The 16,218-nt window shown below is 42.1% G+C and carries 15 protein-coding genes; 6 read left to right on the forward strand and 9 right to left on the reverse strand.

Annotated elements, in window-relative coordinates; genetic code table 11:
* Positions 1 to 91: 91 nt before the first annotated feature.
* From ydiJ to L884_RS0108280, 4 genes are all read left to right on the forward strand, one after another.
* Positions 92 to 3,139, forward strand: coding sequence for a D-2-hydroxyglutarate dehydrogenase YdiJ (ydiJ, locus tag L884_RS0108265; RefSeq protein ID WP_028767053.1), 3,048 nt, complete (start codon positions 92 to 94; stop codon positions 3,137 to 3,139).
* A gap of 60 nt (positions 3,140 to 3,199) precedes the next feature.
* Entirely contained in the window at positions 3,200 to 3,643 is a 444-nt protein-coding gene (locus tag L884_RS0108270) for a DUF1285 domain-containing protein (RefSeq protein ID WP_028767054.1), read from the forward strand.
* Positions 3,644 to 4,093: 450 nt separating this feature from the next.
* Positions 4,094 to 4,507 (forward strand): MarR family winged helix-turn-helix transcriptional regulator, encoded by a 414-nt coding sequence (locus tag L884_RS0108275; RefSeq protein ID WP_028767055.1) that lies wholly within the window; start codon positions 4,094 to 4,096, stop codon positions 4,505 to 4,507.
* Positions 4,508 to 4,565: 58 nt separating this feature from the next.
* Entirely contained in the window at positions 4,566 to 4,994 is a 429-nt protein-coding gene (locus L884_RS0108280) for a PliI family lysozyme inhibitor of I-type lysozyme (RefSeq protein ID WP_028767056.1), read from the forward strand.
* A 42-nt stretch (positions 4,995 to 5,036) separates the two neighbouring features.
* Here the strand turns inward: L884_RS0108280 and L884_RS0108285 are convergent, their stop codons facing one another.
* Positions 5,037 to 5,381: a hypothetical protein gene (locus L884_RS0108285; RefSeq protein WP_028767057.1), complete on the reverse strand. Its 345-nt coding sequence runs from the start codon at positions 5,379 to 5,381 to the stop codon at positions 5,037 to 5,039.
* Positions 5,382 to 5,587: 206 nt separating this feature from the next.
* Positions 5,588 to 6,619 carry a Glu/Leu/Phe/Val dehydrogenase dimerization domain-containing protein gene (locus tag L884_RS0108290; RefSeq protein ID WP_028767058.1) on the reverse strand — a complete coding sequence of 344 codons (1,032 nt, stop codon included), beginning with the start codon at positions 6,617 to 6,619 and terminating at the stop codon, positions 5,588 to 5,590.
* A gap of 265 nt (positions 6,620 to 6,884) precedes the next feature.
* On the opposite strand from L884_RS0108290, the gene L884_RS0108295 reads away from it, so the two are divergent.
* Entirely contained in the window at positions 6,885 to 7,310 is a 426-nt protein-coding gene (locus L884_RS0108295; RefSeq protein ID WP_028767059.1) for a DUF4826 family protein, read from the forward strand.
* A 57-nt stretch (positions 7,311 to 7,367) separates the two neighbouring features.
* Here the strand turns inward: L884_RS0108295 and L884_RS0108300 are convergent, their stop codons facing one another.
* The 6 genes from L884_RS0108300 to L884_RS0108330 all read right to left on the reverse strand — a co-directional run bounded on the left by L884_RS0108300 (position 7,368) and on the right by L884_RS0108330 (position 13,142).
* On the reverse strand, positions 7,368 to 8,498 hold the full coding sequence (locus L884_RS0108300; RefSeq protein WP_028767060.1) for a ribosomal protein uL16 3-hydroxylase: 1,131 nt from the start codon (positions 8,496 to 8,498) through the stop codon (positions 7,368 to 7,370).
* A 123-nt stretch (positions 8,499 to 8,621) separates the two neighbouring features.
* Entirely contained in the window at positions 8,622 to 9,992 is a 1,371-nt protein-coding gene (gene purB, locus L884_RS0108310; RefSeq protein ID WP_028767061.1) for an adenylosuccinate lyase, read from the reverse strand.
* A gap of 31 nt (positions 9,993 to 10,023) precedes the next feature.
* Positions 10,024 to 10,641: a high frequency lysogenization protein HflD gene (hflD, locus tag L884_RS0108315; protein ID WP_028767062.1), complete on the reverse strand. Its 618-nt coding sequence runs from the start codon at positions 10,639 to 10,641 to the stop codon at positions 10,024 to 10,026.
* Between the two features lie 3 nt (positions 10,642 to 10,644).
* Positions 10,645 to 11,760, reverse strand: coding sequence for a tRNA 2-thiouridine(34) synthase MnmA (gene mnmA / locus L884_RS0108320; RefSeq protein WP_028767063.1), 1,116 nt, complete (start codon positions 11,758 to 11,760; stop codon positions 10,645 to 10,647).
* A gap of 225 nt (positions 11,761 to 11,985) precedes the next feature.
* A complete protein-coding gene (locus L884_RS0108325; protein ID WP_028767064.1) occupies positions 11,986 to 12,438 on the reverse strand; it encodes an NUDIX hydrolase in 453 nt (150 codons plus the stop codon).
* Between the two features lie 11 nt (positions 12,439 to 12,449).
* The gene (locus L884_RS0108330) at positions 12,450 to 13,142 is read right to left on the reverse strand and encodes an rRNA large subunit pseudouridine synthase E (protein ID WP_028767065.1); all 693 of its coding nucleotides are present in this window, start codon (positions 13,140 to 13,142) and stop codon (positions 12,450 to 12,452) included.
* A 303-nt stretch (positions 13,143 to 13,445) separates the two neighbouring features.
* On the opposite strand from L884_RS0108330, the gene L884_RS0108335 reads away from it, so the two are divergent.
* Entirely contained in the window at positions 13,446 to 15,668 is a 2,223-nt protein-coding gene (locus tag L884_RS0108335; RefSeq protein WP_028767066.1) for an NADP-dependent isocitrate dehydrogenase, read from the forward strand.
* A 205-nt stretch (positions 15,669 to 15,873) separates the two neighbouring features.
* Here the strand turns inward: L884_RS0108335 and cspD are convergent, their stop codons facing one another.
* Complete coding sequence (gene cspD / locus L884_RS0108340; RefSeq protein WP_012155761.1) at positions 15,874 to 16,080, reverse strand: cold shock domain-containing protein CspD; 207 nt, start codon at positions 16,078 to 16,080, stop codon at positions 15,874 to 15,876.
* Positions 16,081 to 16,218: the final 138 nt, after the last annotated feature.

Here is a 16,218-nt window from a genome sequence, read left to right on the forward strand (position 1 = left end):
TAACATTTCATTAAAAAAGCCGCTATTTAGCGGCTTTTTTTATGTTTATAATGCTGACATACCCTAAAAATAATAAATGACAGAAGCAGCTATGTTACCCAAGTTATCGCATCAACAAACACTTGAACCTATCTATCTTTCCTTTTTATCTGCATTGGAACAGGGCGCATTTGCTGGTGATATCGACACGCGTTACAGTGCTAGGTTAGCCCAAGCAACCGATAATTCAGTTTACCAATTTTTGCCTCAAGCCGTGATCTACCCAAAAACGGCGCAAGATGTGCAATTTGCATTAATGCTTGCCAATAACGCTGAATTTGAAAAAGTGGTGTTTAGCGCACGTGGTGGTGGAACTGGCACTAATGGTCAATCATTGACCCACGGCATTATTATCGATATGTCGCGTTATATGAATCAAGTGCTTGAAGTTAATGCTGAAGAAGGCTGGGTTAGGGTGCAGGCCGGTGTAGTAAAGGATGCCCTTAATGATGCGTTACGCCCTCACGGTTTTTTCTTTAGTCCTGATCTTTCGACATCAAACCGCGCAACCCTTGGCGGGATGATCAATACAGATGCCTCAGGAGCGGGTTCACTGGTTTACGGTAAGACATCTGATCATGTATTGGGTTTAACCAGTGCTTTATATGATGGTTCGATACTGAGTACATCTCCGCTCAGCAAAGAACAGTTAGCTAATGTCGACTCTGTGACAGATAATTTATTAGGGCAGCAGCTGATCTCAACGATTGCAAATATCTGCTTAGATAATCGGCAGAAAATCGAGCTACGTTTTCCTAAATTAAACCGTTTTTTAACGGGCTATGACTTAAAAAATGTGTGGGATGACGAGCTAGAGCAATTTGATTTATCGCGCATTATCGCAGGCTCTGAAGGCACCTTAGCAGTCATCACTGAGGCAAAGCTAAATATTACGCCTCTGCCAACCTGTCGAATGATGGTCAATATCAAATATGACTCGTTTGAATCCGCACTGCGCCACGCGCCAGATCTAGTGAAAGCGAATGCAACCGTTGTTGAAACCGTCGATTCAAAAGTCTTAAATCTTGCTAAGCAAGATATTATTTGGCATTCAGTATCCGAGCTGATCAAAGATGTACCAGGTAAAGAGATTGACGGCCTGAATATGGTCGAATTTGCCGGTGAGCAAGCTGATGTAGCAGCTCGTGTTGCAAACTTAGAAGCTATGCTGACTGTGCAGGTGAACCAAAATGAAGCGGGGTTACTGGGTTACCAAGTAACCTCAGATAAAAGCAGCATTAATACGATTTATGCGATGCGTAAGAAAGCGGTTGGTTTATTAGGCGCAGCAAAAGGCAGCCGTAAACCTATCGCGTTTGCTGAAGATACCGCGGTTCCACCAGAGAAACTTGCCGATTTTATCTTGGAATTTAGAGCACTACTTGATAGTCATCAATTACAATACGGCATGTTTGGTCATGTCGATGCTGGGGTACTGCATGTTCGTCCTGCGCTTGATATGTGTGATGAGCAAGATGAGCGCTTGCTTAAAACGATTTCTGATCAAGTGGCGGATTTGACACTTAAGTATGGCGGCTTGATGTGGGGCGAGCACGGTAAAGGCGTGCGCGGCGAATATGGCCCTGCTGTATTTGGTGAGGAACTATATGGTTTATTGGAAGAGGTTAAAGGCTTATTTGACCCTAGTAATAAGCTTAACCCAGGTAAGTTGGTTGCGCCTAAAGGCAGCGGGCCAATGCTATATAACGTTGATAGTGTAAAACGTGGCGCATTTGATAGACAAATACCAATAAAAACCCGTGAAGCCTTTCCTGATGTGATGAATTGCAATGGTAATGGTCTTTGCTTTAACTACAGTGTTTATTCTCCAATGTGTCCGTCATTTAAGGTGACAGGTGACCGCATTCATTCTCCTAAAGGTCGAGCAGGTCTGATGCGCGAATGGTTGCGCTTATTAGAGGCTGAAGGCGTCGATGTTAATGAGCTTGCTCGAGCTAAACCTTTAGGTTGGTTGCAGCGCGCACAAAACACCTTAAAAATCGATAAAGAATACGATTATTCCCATGAAGTGATGGAGTCATTAAAAGGTTGTTTAGCTTGTAAAGCCTGCTCAAGTCAGTGTCCAGTTAAAGTCGATGTGCCTAAGTTTAGAGCACAATTTTTCGATATCTATTATCAGCGTTATTTACGCCCTGCAAAAGATTACTTAGTCGCTGGGATTGAAGATTCTCTACCTTTAATGGCGAGCGCACCAAGACTGGTTAACGCAGTATCACAGAATAGTCTTAGTAAGTGGGTCATTAAAAAATCGCTCGGTTATGTTGATGCACCGGCGTTATCAGTACCAACACTTAAGCAGCGATTAGAGGGGCATCCGAGTAGGGGTTATGATTTAGCTGCATTGCAGCAAATCCCCGAGAATGAACGTAGTCAGTATGTGCTGGTGGTACAAGATCCGTTTAATAGTTTTTATGAAGCAGGTACGGTTTATCACTTTATTCAGTTAATTGAAAAGCTGGGTCTAAAGCCGGTGTTATTGCCATTTAAGCCAAATGGTAAACCTATTCACATCAAAGGGTTCCTTGATAAGTTTGCCCGTACTGCAAAATCGACCGCAGATTTTCTCAATCAAGTGGCGGAGCTTAAGATGCCTATGGTGGGGATCGATCCTGCATTAGTGCTTTGTTATCGTGATGAGTATAAAGAGGTACTCGCCGGCGCGCGCGGGAATTTCCATGTGCAACTTGCAAACGAATGGCTTTTAGATGCACTGAGTAATGTACCAACTCGAGAGATGTTAGCTGGTGATGACGCGAAGGAGTTTACTTGGTTTAGTCATTGTACAGAATCAACGGCTAAGCCTAATACCGCTAAAGAGTGGCAGCATATTTTCCAGCATTTTGGCGCTAAACTAAATACGGTCAATTTAGGTTGCTGCGGAATGGCTGGCACCTACGGCCATGAGGCAGAAAACCTTGAGCGTTCTAAAACCCTGTATAGTATGTCATGGGAACACACCTTGACTCAGCTACCGCAATCGCAGGTGTTGATCTCTGGTTACTCATGTCGAAGTCAAGTAAAGCGCTTTAGCGGTTTTAAGCCAAAACATCCTGTAGAAGCATTATTAACGCTAATTTGATCCTTGACTAAACCACCTAGATTGTTAGGTGGTTTTTTGTTTTATTGGCTAGGGCATATTATGACTACTGAACAAGATGAAGCGAATGATGTGACAGAAGTGCTTGGTTCGTTGTCGCATCGGAAAGATCTGTGTAGCGAAGCTAGCTTGTTTGAAATAGATGACAAAGGTGATTGGTTTTATCAATCAGGTAAACTACCACTTAAGTTTTGTAAACTATTTGCCACTATTTTACACCGGATTGAAGGCCAGTATTTACTGATCACACCTGTTGAAAGATTGCGTGTGGCCGTTGCCTCTCAAGCGCTAATTGTGGTCGATTATCAGGCTTGTGATAACGGTAGTTACATTGTTAATACCAGCATTGGTAGCCAGCATGCAGTCGAAAGCTTTGACGAGTTTATCGTGCATGAAGATGGAGTGACGATTACGTTTGAGCGTGGGGTAGAGGCTAAGTTCGCTAGAGCGTGTTTTTACCGCTTTATCAATGAGTTTATTATTTAACTTCTCGCTTTTTCGTTTTAATCACTTTTACTTACATTGATCCTTTTTAATTCAAGATAATGAAACTTAAGTGTTTTGTATGAAAGCTGAATAATTAGCATACAGTAATGCTAGTTTCTTTTGATGTAGATGATAAGATTATACCAATTAGTATAAGAAGTTGATCTACTCAGAGCGATTTTGGCAATCTAATTCAAGGCGAATAACTGAAAGAATGGTTGCTCCCTTGTGAAGTTATTCAACGCACAAGTAGGCAGCCAAAAACGCTCCAGAATGGCGAGTTTGAGCGGCTCTGATCCTGCGACTCTTGATAAAAAGAGCAAGCTTGAACCTAGTTTAACTATGCTCTTCACTCGTTGCCTTGTCTCAGTGCCGCTAAATTCTCGCTGAGCGACCAAATCTTTATACTAGTTGGTATTATACAAACCCCGCAGGCTCAGGAGGTGCTAATTGAATCGATTTGAGAGTCTAGCTGACTTGGTATCTCATTTGAATGTTGATCTGCAAAATGCACTGGATCAGCGGCTAAAGCGATACGAGTTGGACATCAAACTTTGGCCAGTTTTGTTTTCCTTATGGCAAGAGGAAGGCGTGACCCAAACTGCGCTTTCAAAACGTTGTGATGTGGCAAACTACACTATGACTCGTTTGCTAGACCAATTACAGCAACAAGGCTTAATCACCCGCCACCAAGATGCTGACAACCGTCGAGCATTTCAAATTTATCTTACCGATAGCGGTAAAGCGCTTGAACAAGACTTAGTGAGAGAAGCTGAGAGAGTTAATGAAGCTTTCTTAGAGTATCTTGCGGTTGAAGAAAGAGCACAGCTTTTATTGCTGCTGAATAAAATTAATCGTTATTAGCCGTATGTTGCTCTAAACATAGATTTAATTATAGACAATAAGCAGCTAAGGAATATTTATGAAACCATTGTTAATTACGGTTTGCGCTACGTTAATGCTAAGTGCTTGTTCAATAAATATTAATAAGCCTAAAAGTCCTGAGCCGCACGTAGACTCATCAGTAAGTAAGGTTGACTTGCAAGACAGTAGTGCTGTGTTTATTAAGGCTATAAAGCTTGCTAACGGTTATAGCGTTATTGTTGAGGAGGGCAGGTTAGAGCCGCGTTCAATCGGTAGTATTACCGCAAAGCTATACCGAGATCTTAATGTTGGTGACTTTGCTGATGCAGTGAGCTTTGTTCGTGATGGCACGATTATTAAAACTGAGCTGATTGAAAACAGTAAGGAAAAACAAAAATTGGCGATCACAACAGTTACTGCAGGAAGTGGTGACTATCAAAATACACAATTGCTTTGTATAAAAGCCGCTAACATCACACTGTGTTAGTTTCTGACGCGATTAAATCTGAGCTAAGTCTCCCTATTTTTCCTAAGCCATAGTTAGCAAAAATACCAAGACGAGGCCGATAGAAAGTATCGCCTGCTGAGCGAGTTGTCGGTAGGGATAAGGCTCTTTCTTAGGTTGAGTTAAACTGGCCACAAGGTTATTTTGTTTGTAGATATGACATACAAGCTGATCAGTATTTGGCTCGAGCAAAAGCAATAAAGTTGCAGCTTTACCATCATGCAACGTCATGTCATGTTGGCTATGTTGGCCAAAATTGAGTTTTCTAGATACGCGCTTGCCATTAATAAACATCTGTTCAAGTCCAGACCAGTTACTGGCTTGTAACTCAATATTATCTTGATTAAGGGCGTATTTAAATATCACCATATCCATCATTTCCGCTTTAAACAGGGCTTATAAGTCAAGCAGATGAATTGAGTTATTTCCAGTACAAGGTGTAGGTGGAAGTAGATTTAAGCAAAATATCAATATGTTTTATAATGAAATTTATTCATTTATAAGTTTGGTGTTTTTATATAAAAATACCCAGCACATGGCTGGGTATTGAGTGTTTTGCTTTAGTTTGCTAAATGTTATTTTGCTGCGTTGATAATATTTCGCGCCATTTCATCAGCAACGTCGCCAGTGGTACGATTTTGCTCAACTGACTGAGTGAAAATCGTTAGTAGCGTGTTGTAGATCTCTTCAACTTTTGCCGTAGCAGCTGATGCGTCATAATCTTTTTCGAATGATACATTAATAATACCGCCAGCATTAATCACATAATCTGGGGCGTATAAAATACCAAGATCTTTAAGCATCTCACCATGGCGAACTTCAGCAAGTTGGTTATTTGCACAGCCAGCAACAATCGTTGCTTTTAACATTGGGATAGTTATGTCATTAATTGTTGCCCCCAGTGCACAAGGAGCATAAACATCAACATCTTGATGATAAATATCTTGTGGAGCGACAACGGTTGCGCCAAATTCAGTTGCAACGCGATCGAGTGAGTCTTGATGAATGTCAGTAACAATAAGTTCAGCGCCTTCAGCGTGTAAATGGCGACATAGGTAATAACCCACATGGCCAACGCCTTGAACTGATATTTTTAAGCCTTTTAGGCTATCTAGACCGCGCTGGTGCTTAACCGCTGCTTTAATACCTAAGTAGGTTCCTAATGCGGTAAATGGAGATGGATCACCACTTTTACCTTCTAAACCCGCCATATAAGGGGTTTCTTGGTGGGCAATCATAATATCTGCAGTTGATACACCAACATCTTCTGCCGAATAATATTTGCCACCTAATGTATCAATACAGCGCCCGAACGCTCTAAATAGTGCTTCTCTGTCCTGCACTTTTGGGTCGGCAATAATGACGGATTTACCACCACCCATTGCCAAACCTGCTAATGCATTTTTATAGGTCATGCCGCGTGATAAACGTAATACGTCAGTGATAGCCTCATCATCTGATTCATAGTTCCACATTCTACAACCACCAACTGCAGGTCCAAGGTTAGTGTTGTGGATAGCGATAATGGCTTTTAAGCCGCTTTCTTTATCATGACAAAAGACGACTTGTTCGTGGTCGTCGAAAGAGATGTGATTAAAAATTGCCACTTGTTGATCTCCGCTGTGAGCATCGAATGACCGCTGCTGTAGGATTACAGAGTGGTCTACTTGTTATATTTATTGCAGAACGATAGCATTTAGCGATACTCTCAATAAAGTAAAGATTCGGAATATTTGTGATCTGTCTGGCAATTTTGCTTTCCACTTTACGTTAACGTAAAGTTGTTGCTTAATTTCAGTGTCGAAGCTGTGAAAATTTATTTATATTCTCATGCAGGCAGAAATCAAAATAACAATAAGAAAGGAAGTATTAATGGCTGAAGAAGTAGTAGATCAAGAGCAGCAAATTCAGGAGTGGACTCGAGCTCAGTTTCAAAAGGCAAACAAGTTCTTAGCGGAAAAAGGCATCATGCCAAATAAGGTCTATGCCGAAGAAAGTCGTTACTTAGCACCTTATGTCGCATTGTGGAAAATTGATTCGAAGAAGCCGACTAAGAAAACTTATTGGGTAATGTCGGGTGACTTGCCTTCTGACTATGTTGAAGTGAGTGTAGCGGCAACAGCTCGAGAAGCACTACGCCATTTTTCAATGATGTGGCAGATGAAAGCAGAAAATATTCAACGTTCAGGTTTAACTAAAGATCCTGCTCAGGCAAAATTTGCTCAGCTGCTAGTGTCTCGTGCAGAAAGCCTATATAAGATGCAGGCCGATGACAGTATCTGGCAGCCAAAGGCCTAATACTTTAGCGCAGTAAAAAAGGCATCCGATGGATGCCTTTTAATTTACTGCTTGGTACTACTCCGCAAAATAGAAGTAGCCGCGATTCAGTAATTCAAGTATGACCTTTTCGGTTTCTGCTGTTTGCATCAGGCTTACTGCTTGTTGATTATCAAAGCTAAAATTCTCGCACAACTTATTAATGTCAGCTTCTATGTGTGCTGGGTAGTTAAATGCTTCACCATTAACAAAGATGCGTGATTCACTATCAGCTTCGACTCGCAGTAATTTTAGCCCTCCAATACGATACAGTAATGCACCTTGGCTAAGGTAGTCGGTAATATCTTCTGCAGAGTAAGGTTCATCTGGCTCGCAAATATCCAATTCAAATCGGTTCTGGCTGAGCATTTTACCTAGCATCGCTTGGTAGTTCTCTGGATTAGCTGCAAGCTCTGTAATTAACGCCATCATGTCTTGCTGATGTGAAGTGCTTATTTGGCTAGCAAGCTTTGGCTCGTTACTTGAAGTAAAACGCTTGAGGCCGCTGTTGTTGTCAATAAGTGAGTCAGCTAACTCACTAAATAACTCTTGCTGACTTGGCGCGCGAAAGCCTATTGAGTAGCTCATTGCTAGGGTTAAGGTTTGACCTTGATGGGGGTATCCAGGTGGGATGTAAAGCAGATCGCCCTTTTCAAGTACGGCATCAATAATAGGCTCAAACCCTTCAATCAATGGGGTGGTCGGGTCGTTATTTTTAGGCGCATAGTGGCCTTTGTCGCCAACAGCCCAGTGACGTTGACCTTCGCCTTGAATGATAAACACATCGTAATTATCGATATGTGCACCAACTCCGCCACCAGGTGTGGCAAAAGACACCATTAAGTCATCAAAGCGCCAATCGGGAATAAAACGAAACGCATTAATGAGCTTATTTGAATCTGGATGCCAATGGTTTAATGCCTGCACTAGCAATTGCCAGTTCGCGTCACCAAATTGCTCATACTCGTCAAAAGGGCCTTCAATAATTTGCCAATCATTAGTTTTTGTTACGACCACTCGAGATGCCACAGCATCTTCAAAGGCAAGACCTGCAAGCTCATCTGCACTAATAATATCTTCAAATTGTTGAAAAGCATTTTTAATTAAAATGGGCTTTTTTTGCCAGTATTGGCTAAGAAATTCAGCTGGGTCGAAGTTAAGAGTAAACATAATGAGTGGGCTGCTCTTTTTTAAATGGGCAAGGAATATGCAAAAAATAGATAAAATAAAAGGCGTTAAGCCTAAGCTTAACGCCTTCTTTAACACTTTAATAGCAAATGAGTAAAAAGCTAATTAGTTTAACTCTTCAACAAATGCTTCAGCGCGGCCGATGTAGTTAGCAGGAGTCATCTTTTTAAGTTCGATTTTCACTTCTTCTGGAAGCTCAAGACCGTCAATGAACGCTGCTAATTGAGGACCGTCAATACGCTTACCACGCGTGAGTTCCTTTAGCTTCTCGTATGGCTTTTCAATACCGTAACGACGCATAACAGTTTGCACAGGCTCTGCTAATACTTCCCAGTTAGCATCTAGCTCTTTAAGAAGTTGCTCTTGGTTAACTTCTAGCTTACTAATGCCTTTCAATGTTGCTTGATAAGCAATTAGTGAGTGAGCCATACCCACACCTAGGTTACGTAGCACTGTTGAGTCAGTAAGGTCGCGCTGCCAGCGTGAAACAGGAAGTTTAGCGGCAAGGTGTTGCATCAATGCGTTAGCAATACCTAGGTTACCTTCAGAGTTTTCAAAGTCGATTGGGTTAACTTTGTGTGGCATGGTTGAAGAACCAATTTCACCAGCAACCGTCTTTTGCTTAAAGTGGCCAAGTGCGATATAGCCCCAAATATCACGGTCGAAATCGATTAGGATTGTGTTGAAGCGAGCTAGCGCGTCAAACAATTCAGCGATGTAGTCGTGCGGCTCGATTTGAGTTGTGTACGGGTTCCAGTTAATGCCAAGACTTGTGACAAAACGCTGTGATAGGGCGTGCCAATCTACTTCTGGGTAAGCAGAAAGGTGAGCATTGTAGTTACCTACTGCACCATTGATTTTACCCATAATTTCAACGTTAGAAACCTGTGTTAGCTGACGCTCTAGACGCACTGCAACGTTAGCCATCTCTTTACCTAATGTAGAAGGTGAAGCTGGCTGACCGTGGGTGCGTGACATTAATGGTACAGACTTATGTTCATGAGCCAATGCTTTAATTGCATCAACGACTTTTTGGCAATAAGGCACAATCACTTGATCACGCGCTTCAGTTAACATTAGAGCGTGAGAAAGGTTGTTGATGTCTTCAGAAGTACAGGCAAAATGCACGAATTCGTCGATAGCAACTAATTCTGCGTTATCGGCGATACGTTCTTTAATGAAGTATTCAACTGCTTTAACGTCATGGTTAGTTGTTGATTCAATTTCTTTAACGCGCAGCGCATCTGCTTCGCTAAAGTTGTCTTTAATTTGATCAAGCAAAGCTAAAGCTGCTTCGCTAAAAGGTGGAACTTCTTCAATTTCTGGGCAGCTTGAAAGCAGCTTTAGCCAGTTAATTTCGACTTGAACACGGTATTTGGTCAGGCCGTACTCGCTGAAAATCCCTCTTAATGAGGCGGTTTTACTACCATAACGACCGTCTACCGGAGAGATAGCAGTTAGTGCGGAAAGTTCCATTTGAAGCTCCTTGATGAACTTGACTTAAATATTATAGGGTGAGGCTTTTCATAGCTGTATCTACTATTGTTTTTCTTGAGAAGACAAGGTGCCTACGCTTGCCTCCTAATTGGCGCCAAAGTACTGCACTGCGCATGGCAGATAGTAACAGGGCGCGAATTTTGTGCTGTGTTTGGGTACGTTTGAGAAACTCAGGATTACCAGAGATCTGTAGCTTAGGGCCAAGCTCACTGATAATGTCACTGTATATACCTGCAAAGTTGGCGATAACTTGCTCGTCGGTGATCTCAAAATGATTTAATTGACGATGCACTTGGTTGATACGTTCAGAGAGCATGCCCATTGCGTTTGAAGAGCGTGTTAATTTACGCTCTAAAGCTAAAATACCAACTAAATAGCGGGTCACTTCAACGTCTTTTTGTTTAGCATCACCAAGCTGGCTAACAATTAATTCATAGCCTTTTCTTAACGCGAACTTATCAGGATAAACATCACTTGTTGACTCAGGGTTAGTGACTAAAACAGAGCGCAAGCTTGCCGCTAACGCATCTTTGTCTGAGTCACCGTGTCTTGCAACATACTGAACTTGGGCCACCGCTTGTAGAATTCCTGCGAAGGCCATAGTGCGTTCAAACAACTGATCACTCATTGATTAATCTCGTATAAGGGCATCGATGATGCCGCCGCCTAAACAGATTTCACCATCATAGAAAACAGCTGATTGGCCAGGAGTCACAGCCGCAACAGGTTCATCAAAAATAACCCGTAGCATATCGTCGCTGTCATAAGTTACTCGACAAGGCACATCCTGCTGGCGGTAGCGTGTCTTCACTGTGATGTTTGAGCCATCAGCTGGGCCTTTTCTATCAACCCAGTGCAATTGATTAGCAATTAAACCGTTAGACATTAGGCGAGGGTGGTTACCACCTTGGCCAACAATTAACACGTTACGCACTAAATCTTTTTCAACAACGTACCATGGATCTTCACTACTATTTTTCAGACCACCAATGCCTAAGCCTTTACGTTGACCTAGTGTGTGGTACATCAAACCTTGATGAGTGCCAATGACTTCACCTTCGCTGGTTTCGATATCGCCAGGCTGCGCAGGTAAGAAGGTTTGCAGGAAATCAGTAAACTTGCGCTCACCAATAAAACAGATCCCAGTACTGTCTTTTTTATCATGGGTAATTAGACCCATCTCTTTAGCAATCTCGCGTACTTCGCTTTTCTCCAATTCACCAACAGGGAACAGTGAACGAGCCACTTGCTCATGGCTTAATGTGTATAGGAAGTAGCTTTGGTCTTTATTGCCATCAACGCCACGCAGCATTTGGCTGGTGCCATCAATATCGCGGCGACGCACGTAGTGGCCCATAGCAATAAAGTCGGCATCTAGAATATCATCTGCGAATTCAAGGAACGCTTTAAACTTGATCTCTTTGTTGCACATGATATCGGGATTTGGGGTACGGCCGGCTTTGTATTCAGCCAGAAAATACTCAAATACATTGTCCCAGTATTCAGAGGCAAAGTTAACGGTATGAAGTTTAATACCTAGCTTGTCGCATACAGCTTGCGCATCTTTTAAATCGTCAGCTGCGGCGCAATATTCATCCGTGTCATCTTCTTCCCAGTTCTTCATGAACAGGCCTTCAACCTGGTAACCCTGTTTCATTAACAGGTAGGCTGAAACTGATGAATCTACACCACCGGACATGCCGACGATGACTTTTTTACCAAGATGAGTGGGTTCGATTGACGTCATAAATCCTAAATAAACCTTGTGTTCACTGAATATTGCTGCGAACTGCCGTAAACCAAGAACCTTTAACCATTCGGATTAAGGTAATGCATTTCTCGTTGTAAGCTACGGCATTCTGCGGGGGCATATTCTATCATGCATTGCGTGGCTGGGCTATCTAGCGTGTACTTATCTTTCAGCTTTAATTGCACTTGAGGCAACTGACTCTCGTTTCGATCAGTAATCCGCTTATAAATATTGTGCATTGAGGATATCTAATGGGTAATGTTTACCTGCTAAGTGATCTGTAATTGACGCTATAACCAGTGGGCTACGAAGCTGACTGCTTATCGCTTTTATTTGCGCTAAGCTTAGCCATTTTAAGCCGTTAATCGCGGCATCCTCTGGCTTTGATTCAAGGATTTCATCGAGTCGAACATAAAAGGTGTAGCGCACAAATGCCAGTGTTTCGCTAGCACTAAATTGATAAATACCGACTAAACCTTGTGGCTCGATAACAAGGCCGGTTTCCTCTTGTACTTCACGGATACAGGCACTGATAATTGACTCGTTGGCTTCGATGTGACCCGCGGGTTGATTATATTTCAGTTGCCCGTCAATCAGCTCTTCAACTAACAAGTATTTACCTTGAGCCTCGATAATGCAGGCCACAGTGGTATTTGGTTTATAGCGCTCAGTCATAGGTTTAACCCTTATTTTTTGGACATATCGAGTTGACGATATGTGCCATTTTCAAGATCATCTAGACTCCATTGACCTATTTTATAGCGGATTAATCTTAAGGTAGGATACCCGATATGGGCAGTCATTCTTCTTACCTGACGATTGCGACCTTCACAGATCTGGATCTCAAGCCAAGTCGTGGGAATATTTGCACGTTCACGGATCGGGGGCGTCCGCGGCCATACTTTAGGTTGCTGCATAATGCTGACTTTAGCCGGCAAGGTCATACCATCTTTAAGTTCTACACCTTGTCGCAGTTGTTCTAAATCACTTTCAGTTGGTATGCCTTCAACTTGCGCCCAGTAGGTTTTAAAAGTTTTCTTCTTGGGTTCAGTAATTTGCGCTTGCAGTTTTCCATCATTAGTCAGTAGCAAAAGGCCTTCACTATCTCGGTCTAAGCGTCCGGCTGCGTATACATCGGGCACAGGAATATAATCCTTTAGGGTCTTGCGGCCTTGCTCATCAGTAAACTGGCATAGCACATCAAATGGCTTGTTAAATAACACGATTATCGGGTTGGCAACTGACTTTGGTTTTGCCGCTGGTTTGCGTTTAAAACTGCTGCGATTTGCCGAGTTTGAGTGACCGCTATTTTTGTTATGACGGGCAGTGCGAGTTTTGCGCTGTTGATTACTGTTTTTGTTACTAAATGGCTGCGTCACGCTGTAATACTTTTCATCTATAGGACTATTTTACTTATTGTACTTGGCATTGGCTTTTAGTGGAATTTGAAAATTGCGTGGAATGTTTTATGATGTCGGCAAATTAAAAAGTGTGATCCGCAACTAATTATTCTTATTTGTGAGAGGTGTGCGGATAATGTCGCTGGCTTATTACACACAAGATCGCATAAATTATCGCTAGCAATTCAGAGTGATAAGATAGAAACGTTACTGCTTTTCAATCGTAAAAATAGAAAATAATTATTATAAAAATCTTAAATTTAAATCAATGTAGGACACAAAATGAACGATAAAACATCAACGATCATCTATACCGAAACTGACGAAGCTCCAGCGTTAGCCACATTGTCTCTGTTACCCCTTATTCAAAAATTTACTCAAACTGCCGGCGTTGACGTAGAAACTCGTGATATCTCCCTATCTGGTCGTGTAATTGCAAACTTCCCTGAAAATTTAACTGCAGAGCAACGTATTGGTGATGCGTTAGCTGAGCTTGGTGAGCTGGCGAAAAAACCACAAGCAAACATCATCAAACTGCCTAATATCAGCGCGTCAATTCCACAGCTGAAAGCGTGTATTTTAGAGCTACAAAACAAAGGCTATGATATTCCTAACTATCCAGACGAGCCACAAAATGAGGCTGAAAAAGAAATTCAAGCTCGTTACGATAAAATTAAGGGCAGTGCAGTAAACCCGGTACTTCGTGAGGGTAACTCTGATCGTCGTGCACCTGGTTCTGTGAAAAAATTCGCCCAGAAAAATCCCCATTCAATGGGTAAATGGTTGGCCGATTCTAAGTCGCATGTTGCACATATGAATGAGGGTGATTTTTACGGTAGTGAAAAGTCAGTTACCGTTGCAGATGCTGGTAGCGTATCAATTGTATTAAATAAAGCTGACGGTTCAGAACAAGTTCTGCGCAGTGGTATCGCTCTCCAAGCTGGTGAAGTGATTGACTCTGCTGTGATGAGTAAAAAAGCTTTGGTTGAGTTTTATGAGCGTGAAACTAACCTAGCTAAAGAGCAAGATGTTTTATTATCTCTGCACTTAAAAGCGACAATGATGAAAGTTTCTGATCCGATTTTATTTGGTCATGCAGTTAAAGTTTACTACAAAGATGTGTTTGCTAAACACGGTGAGCTATTTGAACAGCTTGGTGTTGATGTAAACAACGGTGTGGGTGATGTATACGCTAAAATTGCGACATTGCCAGCTGAGCAAAAACAAGTCATTGAAGCCGATTTAGCAGCTGTTTATAACGAGCGTGCTGAACTTGCTATGGTGGATTCTGATCGCGGTATTACTAACCTTCACGTACCAAGTGACGTCATTATCGATGCCTCTATGCCTGCGGCTATTCGTACATCGGGTAAGATGTGGGGCCCTGACGGTCAATTAAAGGACATGAAAGCCATGATCCCAGATCGTTGTTATGCCGGTGTTTATCAAGAGACAATCGATTTTTGTATCAATAATGGTGCCTTTGACCCAAGCACTATGGGCAGCGTACCAAACGTTGGTTTGATGGCACAGAAAGCAGAAGAGTATGGTAGCCATGATAAGACATTTGAAGTTACTGATGCCGGTACTGTAAATGTTGTCGATCAAAGCGGTAACGTGTTGATGTCACACAGTGTTGAAGCTGGTGATATTTTCAGAATGTGTCAAGTTAAAGATGCGCCAATTCGCGACTGGGTTAAGCTTGCGGTTAACCGTTCACGTTTATCAAATACGCCTGCGGTATTTTGGTTAAACTCGGAGCGTGCTCACGATTCTGAAATCATTAAGAAAGTTGACTTGTACCTAAAAGACCATGATACAGAAGGCCTTGAGCTACATATTATGTCACCGGTTGAGGCTACTCGCTTCACACTTGAGCGTGTTAAAGCTGGTAAAGATACGATTTCAGTGACAGGTAACGTTCTGCGTGATTATTTAACCGATCTTTTCCCAATTTTAGAGCTAGGCACGAGCGCTAAGATGCTTTCGATTGTACCACTGATGAATGGTGGTGGTTTATTTGAAACAGGTGCGGGTGGTAGTGCACCAAAGCACGTACAACAGGTAGAAAAAGAGGGGCATTTACGTTGGGACTCATTAGGTGAGTTTCTTGCTTTAGGTGCATCATTAGAACACTTAAGCCAAAGCACAGGTAATGCAAAGGCACAGGTGCTTGCTGATACACTTGATGTTGCGATTGGCCAGTTCCTCGATAGCAACAAGTCACCTTCTCGTCGAGTAGGTGAGCTCGATAATCGCGGTAGCCATTTCTATTTGGCTATGTACTGGGCTCAAGCATTAGTTGCACAAAATAATGACCCTCAGTTACAAGCTGAGTTTGCGCAATTAGCTGAGTTACTAACAACTAACGAGCAAAAAATTGTTGATGAGCTAAATGGTGCGCAGGGACCTGCAGTTGATTTAGGTGGCTACTTCCGCCTAGACGCTGTGAAAGCTATTGCAGCTATGCGTCCAAGTGCAACTCTTAACGCAATTATTGGTTAATAGCTGACAGTTCACTCTAGGTCATTTTGGCTTAAGAAGGCTTACTTGTAGTAAGCCTTTTTTATTTATGTTGATTAATAAAAAAGCAGAATAGCTTAGCTATTCTGCTTTTTTGTCTGTCATCGCCTCTTTAGTCGCCAAGTAATATCAAGCTATATAAGTATTTAGCGTATTTACTTATGTAGGTTGATTTATCTAACTTATTTTAGTTTGTTGGCGATATTGCTGACGCGTGCATCCCTTTAGGCCCTGCTTCTACTTCGAAACTAACTGGTTGGCCTGCTTTTAACGTTCGATAGCCTTCCATTTCGATGGTAGAATAGTGTGCAAAAACATCTTCACCGCCAGCATCTGGGCATATAAACCCGAATCCTTTGGCGTTGTTGAACCATTTAACAGTTCCGCTTGCCATACTTCCACTTCCTTCTGTTGGTCACTTACCAGTAAGATAGTAAAACTTATCAGCGGGGAAAATCCTCGCTTAATGAACAGAATGAAAGCTGAATAAGTGGTTGTCAAGATAAAGTTAACAAAAAAGCAACATTTTTTA

The organism is Shewanella fidelis ATCC BAA-318 (assembly GCF_000518605.1).
In the GTDB taxonomy this organism is placed as follows: Bacteria; Pseudomonadota; Gammaproteobacteria; order Enterobacterales; family Shewanellaceae; genus Shewanella; species Shewanella fidelis.

Excerpts from the sequence above, each read along its gene's own strand:
- ydiJ (WP_028767053.1), top strand. The coding sequence starts at position 92 with ATGTTACCCAAGTTATCGCATCAACAAACACTTGAACCTATCTATCTT.
- L884_RS0108270 (WP_028767054.1), top strand. The coding sequence starts at position 3,200 with ATGACTACTGAACAAGATGAAGCGAATGATGTGACAGAAGTGCTTGGT.
- L884_RS0108280 (WP_028767056.1), top strand. The coding sequence starts at position 4,566 with ATGAAACCATTGTTAATTACGGTTTGCGCTACGTTAATGCTAAGTGCT.
- L884_RS0108285 (WP_028767057.1), bottom strand. The coding sequence starts at position 5,381 with ATGGTGATATTTAAATACGCCCTTAATCAAGATAATATTGAGTTACAA.
- L884_RS0108295 (WP_028767059.1), top strand. The coding sequence starts at position 6,885 with ATGGCTGAAGAAGTAGTAGATCAAGAGCAGCAAATTCAGGAGTGGACT.
- L884_RS0108300 (WP_028767060.1), bottom strand. The coding sequence starts at position 8,498 with ATGTTTACTCTTAACTTCGACCCAGCTGAATTTCTTAGCCAATACTGG.
- purB (WP_028767061.1), bottom strand. The coding sequence starts at position 9,992 with ATGGAACTTTCCGCACTAACTGCTATCTCTCCGGTAGACGGTCGTTAT.
- hflD (WP_028767062.1), bottom strand. The coding sequence starts at position 10,641 with ATGAGTGATCAGTTGTTTGAACGCACTATGGCCTTCGCAGGAATTCTA.
- mnmA (WP_028767063.1), bottom strand. The coding sequence starts at position 11,760 with ATGACGTCAATCGAACCCACTCATCTTGGTAAAAAAGTCATCGTCGGC.
- L884_RS0108325 (WP_028767064.1), bottom strand. The coding sequence starts at position 12,438 with ATGACTGAGCGCTATAAACCAAATACCACTGTGGCCTGCATTATCGAG.
- L884_RS0108335 (WP_028767066.1), top strand. The coding sequence starts at position 13,446 with ATGAACGATAAAACATCAACGATCATCTATACCGAAACTGACGAAGCT.
- cspD (WP_012155761.1), bottom strand. The coding sequence starts at position 16,080 with ATGGCAAGCGGAACTGTTAAATGGTTCAACAACGCCAAAGGATTCGGG.